Here is a 10,172-nt window from a genome sequence, read left to right on the forward strand (position 1 = left end):
AAATATAATTACGAATTAATGATGCGGGATACTAGCTGTGCACGTTGCATAGATATGCGCAGGCTCCCCTTGTCAGGGGAGCTGTCGGCGAAGCCGACTGAGGGGTAGTCTGCAAGCAAATGTCAATTTTGTTGACGAAATGATTGGCCCGGCGTATTCGGCTGATGTCCAGCAAACGTTACGCTAGTGCGGTTCTTGTGATGATTGACTGGATACGCGGGCGGGCCATTGGATTGGTACGCCGGGCCATTTAGAATGGGGCCCATGCCCAAAAAGAAGTCCCTGACAGTTCGTCGTGTGTTTGTCCTTCTGCTCGCGTACATCATGCTTGCCGTGTCCGGCGGCGTGGTGGCCAGCGTGCTGTTCGTGCCGGGCGTGTTCGGCGCGAACAAGGCCGCCAAGGCGGTCATCCCCTCGTTGAAGGTGGAGAACGTGGACTTCGACGTGACTAACCTGCCGCAGAAGTCGACCATGTATGCGAACGATGGCACGACCGTGATCGCCACGTTCTACAACCAGAACCGTATCGTGGTGCCCCTGAAGAACATCTCCAAAGCCATGCAGCAGGCTGTGGTGGCACGCGAGGACCGCCGCTTCTGGTCGCATGCCGGCGTGGATGTGCAGGGTGTGATGCGAGCCTTTGTGCAGACCTACATGCTGCAGAAGTCCCAGCAGGGCGGCTCCTCCCTGACCCAGCAGTATGTCAAGAACGTGCTGCTGATGCAGGCCATTGAGGATGACGACTCCATCGCCCAGTACCATGCCACCGAGGACACCATTGCGCGAAAGATCCGCGAGATGCTCATCTCCGTGCAGATGGAGAAGAAGTACTCCAAGGCGGAGATCCTGCAGGGATACCTCAATATCGCCCAGTTCGGCAGCAACCTGTACGGTGTGGAGACTGCGGCCCAGCGTTACTTCAGCACGTCCGCTTCCGAACTGACCCCGATTCAGGCGGCGACCATCGCCTCGATCACCAAGAACCCGAACCAATACGATCCGTTGATTGAAAGCAACCAGGCGGAAAGTGAGAAGCAGCGCAACATCGTACTCGACCTGATGGCTCAGGAAGGCTACATCACGCAGGAAGAGGCCAAGAAAGACAAGGCCATTCCGCTGAAGGATACGCTGAAAGTACAGAATGTGAATGTCGGTTGCCAGGATACCGGCGACTACGCGTTCTTCTGCGATTACGTGGTGCATCGCATCCAGAACTCCGAGGAATTCGGCAAGACCCAGGAAGAGCGATACAAGTTGCTGCAGGAAGGTGGCCTGAAGATCGTCACCACGCTCGACGTGGACGCCAACTCCATGCTGATGGACACTGCGCGCAACACGATTCCACCGAACGATTCCAGCGGCATGGAAATCGCGATGGCCGCTGTCAAGCCGGGTACCGGCGAAGTGCTCGGCTTTGGTCTGAACCGGTATTATGACGCCACGCCTGAGGCAGCCAACGATCCGACGAAGACCAGCCAGAACTACGTTGTCGATCTTGCGGACGGCGGCGGCTCCGGTTGGACCATCGGCTCCTCGTGGAAGCCCATCAATCTGGTGGCGTGGATGGAGGCCGGACACTCCATCAACGACAACCTGCAGACGGCCACCGTGTATCCGACGACCGACTTCGCCTGCGACCGGTACACTGGCGGCGCCGATTCTTGGAAGGTGCAGAATGCATTCGGCACCACGGTGAATCCTGAAAGCCCGTTCCTTGGTCTGGTGCGTTCGCATAACACCACCCAAGCTTCGATGGGCTCCATCATGAAGCTGTGCAAGGTGGCGGACACCGCCACCGAGCTTGGCTACCATGACGCCAAAACCGGCGAGACCATCGACAAGACCGCATCCTTCACGCCGTCCATGATGATCGGTTCGGTCAACGTCTCCCCGCTGACCATGGCCTCCATCTTCGCCGTGTATGCAGCGAACGGCGTGCAGTGCAACCCTATCGCCATCTCCAAGGTGACCAATGGCGACGGCCAGGAGCTCAAGGTGCCGTCCGCCAATTGCCATCAGGCGGTAGACAAGGACATCATCCAGACGCTGGCCTACACGCTGAACCAAGGTGTGACCAGATCCGACGGTCAAGGCCGCAACTTCCAGCTCAACAACGGGCGCAAGTCGTTCGGTAAGACCGGTACCTCCGAGGATTTGGCGGTTTCCAGTGGTTCGTTCATTCCGAACCAGATTGCTACGTTCGCCGTGGTCGGCGACGCCCAGAACCCGTACGCACACCGTATCGCCAACATGAGCATCAACGGCGTGTACAACAGCTACTGGGATGGTTCCACCATCGCGGCCCCTGCGTTGCGCAGTTTCCTGAACGCCTATGCGGACAAGAAGCAGCTGCCGATCGACAACGACTATGGGCAGCCGGTGGCCAAGTACACGGCCAGCGGCACCACGTTGGGTATCGGCGGACGCGCCTACACGCAGCGGTCGAACAATTCGAATAACTCCAACAATTCGAGCAACTCGAATAATTCGAATTCCAACTCCAACACATCGAACAACACGAACAGCGGCTCCACATCAAGCGAAAGCTCCTCGGACGACCAGTGATCATTGGCGTGTGCGCGGGACTGCGTGGCAGTCGCGTGACGACTGAGAAGACCTAGGATTCTACGCCAGAAGTTCGTTGATTAGACCATTGGCTCCCCTGTCAGGACGTTGCCTACAAACAGCTCCGCTGTTTGCTTCACGGCATCGGTCCGTCAGAGAGGGCCAGTGGGCTTATGTAATTGCGGCTCCCCTTGTCAGGGGAGCTGTCCCGCGAAGCGGGACTGAGGGGTAGTCAATTCATCAACGTATTTCTGACACAGGCCACTAAGAACCCAATCGAATTGTAAAGGCCAATTACATAGTTTGCGGGCGTTACCTCATTGAGGTGACGCCCGTTTTACAATGAATGCGATACAACATACTTCGGCCGGCGGTATCCGCAATCTCAGCCGGTTAATGGAGGGGATTCATGGGCGGCGATACGTTGACGCACAACAATTTCGATTTCAGGGGATTCGATGTCCCGGAGCTCAAAGCGGTGACATTGGCGGCATCTGATTCGGATGATATGGGTGCGGATGCGCTGAACGGCGATGCGGACAAGACGAAGGGAAAAGGCTCCGGCAAGAAGTCCAATGGCAAGGCCGGCGGCGCAGCTGCCAGGAGCGGTAAAACAGAGAAGAAAGGCAAGAACGTGGCTAAGGAATCCGATAAGAGCAAGAAGAACAAAGTCGGGCTGTTCACTCCGATGGGGCTGCGCGATGTGACCGTGCGCAACCGCATCTGGCTGCCTCCGATGTGCACGTATTCCGCGTTTGCCCGTGACGGCAAGCCCACCCCGTTCCACTACCAGCATTATGTGTCCCGCGCGTTCGGCGGTTTCGGCATGATCATCGCCGAAGCGACCGCCGTGGCTCCGGAAGGCCGCATCTCCCCGTGTGATGTCGGTCTGTGGGAGGATACGCAGATCGACGCATGGCGCTGGATCGTGGATGGCATCCGCAATGCCGGTGCCGTTGCGGCCGTGCAGCTCAATCATGCCGGGCGCAAGGCGTCCACAGGCTGCTTCCCGGTCGGATATGAAGGACAGAGCGTGCCTGAGGAAGCGGGCGGCTGGTCTACCGTGGCTCCTTCGCCAATTGAGTTCGGCAATCTGAACAAGCCTCGCGAGCTGTCCGTGGATGAGATTCACGGCATTGTGGGGGCGTTCGCGGCGGCTGCAGGCCGCGCTGTGGCGGCAGGGTTCCAGGCCATTGAGATTCATGCGGCCCACGGGTACTTGATCTCCGAGTTCTTGGATCCGCTGTGCAACGAGCGTACGGACGAATACGGCGGTGGTCTGGAAGGCCGCGCCCGCTTCCTGCTGGAGGTCGTAGATGCGGTGCGTGCCACCGTGCCGGAGAGCATGCCGGTACTGGTGCGCGTCTCCGCCACCGATTGGGCTGCCGGCGGCTGGGATCTTGACCAGACCATCGTGGTCTCCAGGATGCTCAAGGAGCATGGCGTCGACCTCGTGGATGTGTCCACCGGCGGCATCATCGCCGGCGTATCCATTCCGGTGAAGGACAATTATCAGGTGCCGTTCTCCGAGCAGGTTCGTGCCAAGGCCGGTGTGCCCACCACTGCCGTGGGCCTCATCACCAAGCCGAAGCAGGCGAACAAGATCCTGACCCGTGGCCAGGCGGACGCCGTGGAGATCGGTCGTGCTGCCTTGCGTGACCCGTATTGGCCGTTGCGCGCCGCCAACAAGCTCGGCGTTCCTGTTACCGAGGCTCCATACCAGCCGCAATACATCCGCGGCGCGTTCTGATAGGTATTAGTGGTTTATCGCGTAATTGTCTGAGTAGCACTGCCCCCTCTGGCGGAGGGACTACCCCTCAGTCCCGCTTCGCGGGCCAGCTCCCCTGACAAGGGGAGCCTGCAATTACATAAGCCCACTGGCCCCCTCTGACGGACCGTTGCCGTGAAGCAGACAGCGGTGGTATTTTGGCCCCCTCTGACGAGGGGGCTGTCAGCGAAAGCTGACTGGGGGAGAGACAGACGCACCGGTGCCAGTTACCGTACGTCCACGCCGACGGCGTCGGACACGTGCTCGAAGCCGTCGCGGCGCAGCAGTTCAGCCAAGCCGCGCTTGAGCACAGTGATCTGCTGCGGTCCGCGATACATCAGCGAGCTGATGAACATGACCAGGCTTGCACCGGAGCGGATGCGCTCGTACGCCTGCTCCGGAGTGAAGATGCCTCCGATGCCGGCGATGACGAAGCGGTCGCCGTATTCCTGATATACCTTGCGCACCAGTGCGTTGCTGGCTGTGGTGCACGGGCCGCCGGAAAGGCCTCCCTCCCAGTCGCGCGGAATCTCGAGACCGGTCCGGTCCTTCTGCAGATTGGCTAGGGACAGGCCCTGCACATTATGCTCGGCGAGCACATCCAGCAGTTCCTTGTATTCCGCCCACGGCTTGTTGAGCGGCATCTTGACCAGCGTGGGCTGCGGTCGCTCAATCTTGTCCAAAGCAGTGAACAATCGGTCGAGCGCTTCGGGGGAGGCTGTAAACGGTTCGCCCACATGGGTGTTCGGGCAGGAGACGTTCACCTCCACCATGGCGGTGCGTCCGGCGGCGCGGCGCATCGAGATGCAATAATCCTCGATGCCCTCGTCCAGATCCCCGCACAGGTTGTCATTGGTGCGCGCGATGGACACGGAGATCTGCATCTGCCGCGCCTGCGTCCACGCCTGTTCTGCGCGGGCGATCACCTTGTCCGAGCCAATGTTGGCGAGACCCACGTGCACCATCATCGAATCGTATTCGGGCAGGCGATGGAACCAGGGCTTCGGATTGCCTGGGCAGGGTCGGGACGTGGTGGAGCCCACGGTTTCAAAGCCGAAACCGGCGTTGTCCAGCACCACGGGCATGTCGCAGTTCTTATCGAGGCCGGCCGACAGGCCGAACGGGTTGGAGAAGTCGATGCCCATCACATTCGTCTCCAGGATGGGGTCGGTGTAGTCGAGCATCGTGCGCTCGGCGAACAGCAGCGGCGGAAGGTTCCTGACCACATGGCAGAATTCGATCATCTGGTCGTGCGCCTCGTCGGGCCTATGGTTGAACACGAAGTTCGGTTTGATGATGTGCTTGTATCCGAAAGTGAACAGGTCGGTGGTGGCCTTGTTCACGGCGTCATGCCAGAAGCTGTCGATAACGTAAGTCATAACGCCCATTCTCTCACTCGGGGTGTTCCGAAGCCAGCAGGGTGTGCACAGTTGATCATGCATGCTAGGCGGGGCCGTGCCGCGGGTTCGGGTACGGAGTTTTCAGTTGGTTTCGCTGCATATGTGCTGTCGATGTGCGATTTTGCGCGATTCGGCGGCGTTGAAGAGCTGCTAGGCCGTCAATGGAACGATGCGAACGCAAACTTTGGCGGAAAACGCTCAACACGGTTTTGTTTGTGAGCTTTTGTGTGCGATAATGTTCGTATGATTTCGTCACAACGTCAGCACCTCATCTTGAGCAGGCTGCGCACGCGCGGTGCAGTGCGCATTACCGCGCTATCCAAGGAGCTGGGAGTTTCGGCGATGACCATCCGCCGCGATATCGCGGAGTTGGCCGATAAGGGTCTGCTCAAGCGTGTCCACGGCGGTGCCGTGACCACCAGTACCCTGTTGAGCGAGCCCCTGTTCTCCGTGAAGTCCCAAATGGACATCGGACTCAAGGACGCCATCGCCCAAGAGGCTGTGAAATACGTGGCACTCGGAGACGTGATCGCCATCGGCGGCGGCACCACGGCCTACGTATTCGCCCAGCATCTGCTTGAATCGCAGCAATCCAGCGGCATCACCATCCTCACCAATTCGATTCCAGTGGCGGAGCTCGTCCAGGCGCTTGAATCCAAGGATGTGGAGGTGATCGTCACCGGTGGTGTGATCACGCGTTCGAACTCCCTCGTGGGGCCGATCGCCGACAAGGTCGTCGCATCCTTGCGCGTCAACACCGTATTCCTCGGCACGCACTCCGTGTCGATACCCCGTGGCTTCCTCATGCCGAACTCGCTGGAGGCCGCAACCGATATGGCGATGATGGACATTGCCGATCGCACCATAATTTTGACCGATCACACCAAGTGGAGCTGCACATCATTGTCGCTTTTCGCACGCTTCGACCAGGTGGACACGGTCATTACCGATGATGGACTAGACCCCGATTCGGTTGGGAAAACAAGGGATTTGGTTAAAGAGCTCGTGCTGGCACACCAGAGCGAGCCTATTCAGGAAGGTGAATAACCATAATGAGTGAATTCGCAAACTACACTCCCGGAGAGTACGCGAAGGAGCACATTCGCATCACGCCGACCACGCTCGCCGATGGCCGCGCTTTCTTCTACCTCGACGATGATCCGGAATACGTTTCCGGCGCGAAGACGCGCGAACTGAACGATCCTCGTCAGCTGGCATACCGTTTCTCCAACCAGCTCAACGCGGCCGGTGAGGAAGTGCCGTACGCTGCTCCGGAAATGCGTCGCGATCCACTGACCGGCGACTGGATTCCTATGGCGACCGCACGCATGAACCGTCCGATCACCGCGGGCCCTGGCGCCACCGCCAAAGGCAACCCGCTGGCCGCACGCAAGCCGGGCGACCCGTACCAAGACGGCGAAGTGCCGGACACCGACTACAACGTGGTCGTGTTCGAAAACCGCTTCCCGTCCATGGTTCGCGTGCCGGGCCGTTCCGAAGCCGTGGAATACGTCAACGGCAACCCGCTGTGGGAGAAGAAGCTCGCCGCAGGCCGCTGCGAAGTGATCTGCTTCGACCCGGACGAAAATGGTCTGCCGGCAGACCTGCCGGTCTCCCGTCTGCGCACCGTCGTGGAAGCATGGGCGTTCCGTACCGCCGAAATCTCCAAGATGGAAGGCATCGAACAGATCTTCCCGTTCGAAAACCACGGACAGGAAATCGGCGTCTCCCTGGCACACCCTCACGGACAGGTCTACTGCTACCCGTTCATCGCGCCGAAGATGGAAGCCGAACTCAAGCAGACCGAAGCCTACCATGAGAAGACCGGCGGCAACCTGCTCAAGGATCTCATGAACTCCGAAATCGAGGCCGGGGAGCGCATCGTCATGCGCAACCACAGCTGGGTGGCCTACGTGCCAGCAGCAGCCCGCTGGCCCCTCGAGGTGCATGTGGCCCCGGTGCGCGACGTGCTCACCCTCGACGAGCTCAACGACCAGGAACGTTGGGATCTGGCCGTCATGTACTCCACCCTGCTCAAGCGCGGCAACGCGTTCTTCGACAAGGGTGACGGCAAGGGTATGGACCTGCCGTACATCGCAGCATGGCATCAGGCTCCGATCCACGACGTACGCCGTGAAAACTACCGCCTGAACCTGCAGTTCTTCTCGTTCCGCCGCGCAGCCAACAAGATCAAGTATCTGGCCGGATCCGAATCCGGCATGGCCGCATGGGTTTCCGACACCACGCCGGAACTCATCGCCAAGCGCTTCCACGAGCTCGGACCAATCGATATCGAAGGCTGAAAGCCAATAAAACCCAAAGGACAAAACACCAATGACTGCTGTTGAATTCATTGAGCCGCTCTCGCACGACGAGGGTGTGAAGAACGCGACCGATCTGTTCCGTGCCACCTACGGTGAGGAGCCGGCTGGCGTATGGGCCGCACCGGGCCGTGTGAACCTGATCGGCGAACACACCGACTACAACGCGGGCCTGTGCCTGCCGATCGCACTGCCGCACCGCACGTTCATCGCGCTCAAGCCGCGTGAAGACACCAAGGTGCGCGTGGTTTCCGACGTTGACTCCGAAAACGTCACCGAAGCCGACCTCGACGGCCTGCAGGCCGGTGGCGTGGAAGGCTGGGCCGCCTACCCGGTAGGCGTTGCCTGGGCATTGCGCGAAGCCGGCTTCGATGCGGTGCAGGGCTTCGATGCGGCATTCTCCTCCTGCGTGCCGCTCGGATCCGGTCTGAGCTCCTCCGCAGCCATGACCTGCTCCACCGCCTTGGCGTTGGATGACGTGTACGGTTTGGGTTATGGCGCATCCGATGCCGGTCGTGTGACGCTGATCAACGCCGCCATCAAGTCGGAAAACGACATGGCGGGCGCGTCCACCGGTGGGCTCGATCAGAACGCATCCATGCGCTGCACTTTCGGCCATGCGTTGCGTCTTGATTGCCGTCCAGAGCTGAGCCCGCTGGAGAACGTCTCCCAGCAGGAATTCGATCTCGACAAGTACGGTCTGGAACTGCTGGTGCTTGACACTCAGGCTCCGCACCAGCTCAACGACGGACAGTATGCCCAGCGTCGCGCCACTTGCGAGAAGGCCGCCGAAATCCTCGGCGTGGCCAACCTGCGTGTGGTCGCCGACAGCATCGCCAAGTCCGACGATCCGTTCCAGGCGCTCAAGGAAACGCTCGACAAGCTGGAAGACGACACGATGAAGAAGCGCGTGCGCCACGTCATCACCGAAATCGCCCGTGTCAACTCCTTCGTGCGTGCCTTCGCCAACGGCAAGATCGACGAGGCCGGCCGACTGTTCAACGCGTCTCATGATTCGCTCGCTGCGGATTATGAAGTGACTGTGCCCGAGTTGGATATTGCCGTGGACGTGGCCCGTGCCAACGGTGCGTATGGTGCGCGTATGACCGGCGGCGGCTTTGGTGGCTCCATCATCGCCCTGGTGGATAAGGGCCAGGGGCACGAGATCGCACAGAAGATTGCTGACCGCTTCGAAAAGGAAGGTTTCAACGCACCTCGAGCCTTGCCGGCGTTCGCTGCGGCTTCCGCGAGCCGCGAGGCCTGATCGCAGAAGCCGATGCAAAAACGCGCGTTGGCGCACGCCCATGAAAAAGGACGTGCGCCAACGCGCGTTTTTGCACGATCTACTTGTGGACCAGATGGTGCACAGCGTATCCCACGGCGATGACCAGCAGGTACGATGCCGAATGCTTCATCCCGGCTCCCGGTGCGGCTACGTGTTTGGCCTGGTGCTGTCTGTGATCGTATTCGTGCTCCCCTCCTTCTTCCTGAAGGAGGGGAGCATCTTTCGTAAGTAGCGACGTGTCGACTTGGTGGCCGTCCTGTTCGGCTACGTTTTGTGCGTGCAGTGGATGGGCGGTACGTGTATTTGATGAAAAACGATACGTTATACGATTAACGGCGTGTCGCGATGTGGGTGATTCCGGTGTTCTGCAAGAACGGCAGTATAGAGCCGAAGTTTACGTTTGCGACGCTGGGGGGTGTTCCTATGTTTTTGTCAACCTTGTGAGGGGTTGTTGTGTCGTGTCGGGGTTGGTTGTGGTGGGCGTGCTTCGCCTTGGCCTTGGCGGTTGGCTGCCGTGGCCTGTGTCGGTTGGTTTCATGCGGCGAGGGTTTGTTCCTGGTAGAGGGTGCCGTTCTTGAGCATGCTGTAGATCACGTCGCAGCGGCGTCGGGCGAGGCAGATGACGGCGGCGTTGTGGTGCTTGCCTTGTTCGCGTTTGCGTTTGTAGTAGGCGATGGACGGCGGGTGTTTGGTGGAGGCGACGAACGCGGACTGCCATAGCGCGTTCTTGAGGCGTTTGTTGCCGCCGCGGGCTGGCCATTCGCCTTTGATGCTGGTGCCGGATTGGCTGGTGACGGGGGCGATGCCGGCGTACGCGGCCAGGTGGGCGGCCG

The 10,172-nt window shown here is 59.9% G+C and carries 7 protein-coding genes; 5 read left to right on the forward strand and 2 right to left on the reverse strand.

All coding sequences use genetic code 11. The features are described from left to right. Positions 1 to 255 precede the first annotated feature (255 nt). Positions 256 to 2,565 (forward strand): transglycosylase domain-containing protein, encoded by a 2,310-nt coding sequence (locus BW14_RS11580; protein ID WP_140490752.1) that lies wholly within the window; start codon positions 256 to 258, stop codon positions 2,563 to 2,565. Between the two features lie 409 nt (positions 2,566 to 2,974). Then, entirely contained in the window at positions 2,975 to 4,315 is a 1,341-nt protein-coding gene (locus tag BW14_RS11585; protein ID WP_181162389.1) for an NADH:flavin oxidoreductase/NADH oxidase, read from the forward strand. A 245-nt stretch (positions 4,316 to 4,560) separates the two neighbouring features. Here BW14_RS11585 and BW14_RS11590 read toward each other — a convergent pair whose 3' ends face one another. After that, a complete protein-coding gene (locus tag BW14_RS11590) occupies positions 4,561 to 5,712 on the reverse strand; it encodes a quinone-dependent dihydroorotate dehydrogenase (RefSeq protein WP_140490754.1) in 1,152 nt (383 codons plus the stop codon). Positions 5,713 to 5,976: 264 nt separating this feature from the next. Between BW14_RS11590 and BW14_RS11595 the strand changes: the two genes are divergently transcribed. The 3 genes from BW14_RS11595 to galK are packed head-to-tail and all read left to right on the forward strand — an operon-like array spanning position 5,977 to position 9,318. After that, positions 5,977 to 6,780, forward strand: coding sequence for a DeoR/GlpR family DNA-binding transcription regulator (locus BW14_RS11595; protein WP_140490756.1), 804 nt, complete (start codon positions 5,977 to 5,979; stop codon positions 6,778 to 6,780). Between the two features lie 5 nt (positions 6,781 to 6,785). Next, positions 6,786 to 8,036: a galactose-1-phosphate uridylyltransferase gene (galT, locus tag BW14_RS11600; protein ID WP_022245380.1), complete on the forward strand. Its 1,251-nt coding sequence runs from the start codon at positions 6,786 to 6,788 to the stop codon at positions 8,034 to 8,036. Between the two features lie 31 nt (positions 8,037 to 8,067). Continuing rightward, complete coding sequence (gene galK, locus BW14_RS11605; RefSeq protein ID WP_004221309.1) at positions 8,068 to 9,318, forward strand: galactokinase; 1,251 nt, start codon at positions 8,068 to 8,070, stop codon at positions 9,316 to 9,318. A gap of 555 nt (positions 9,319 to 9,873) precedes the next feature. Here the strand turns inward: galK and BW14_RS11615 are convergent. Further along, positions 9,874 to 10,172 (reverse strand): transposase (locus BW14_RS11615; protein ID WP_140490734.1); only part of this gene is annotated, 299 nt, incomplete at its 5' end.

The organism is Bifidobacterium sp. UTBIF-68 (assembly GCF_006408855.1).
Classification (GTDB): Bacteria; Actinomycetota; Actinomycetes; order Actinomycetales; family Bifidobacteriaceae; genus Bifidobacterium; species Bifidobacterium reuteri.

What these genes read in the sequence shown, in the direction of transcription:
- galT (WP_022245380.1), top strand. Translation starts at nt 6,786, where the DNA reads ATGAGTGAATTCGCAAACTACACTCCCGGAGAGTACGCGAAGGAGCAC.
- BW14_RS11580 (WP_140490752.1), top strand. Translation starts at nt 256, where the DNA reads ATGGGGCCCATGCCCAAAAAGAAGTCCCTGACAGTTCGTCGTGTGTTT.
- BW14_RS11585 (WP_181162389.1), top strand. Translation starts at nt 2,975, where the DNA reads ATGGGCGGCGATACGTTGACGCACAACAATTTCGATTTCAGGGGATTC.
- BW14_RS11590 (WP_140490754.1), bottom strand. Translation starts at nt 5,712, where the DNA reads ATGACTTACGTTATCGACAGCTTCTGGCATGACGCCGTGAACAAGGCC.
- galK (WP_004221309.1), top strand. Translation starts at nt 8,068, where the DNA reads ATGACTGCTGTTGAATTCATTGAGCCGCTCTCGCACGACGAGGGTGTG.
- BW14_RS11595 (WP_140490756.1), top strand. Translation starts at nt 5,977, where the DNA reads ATGATTTCGTCACAACGTCAGCACCTCATCTTGAGCAGGCTGCGCACG.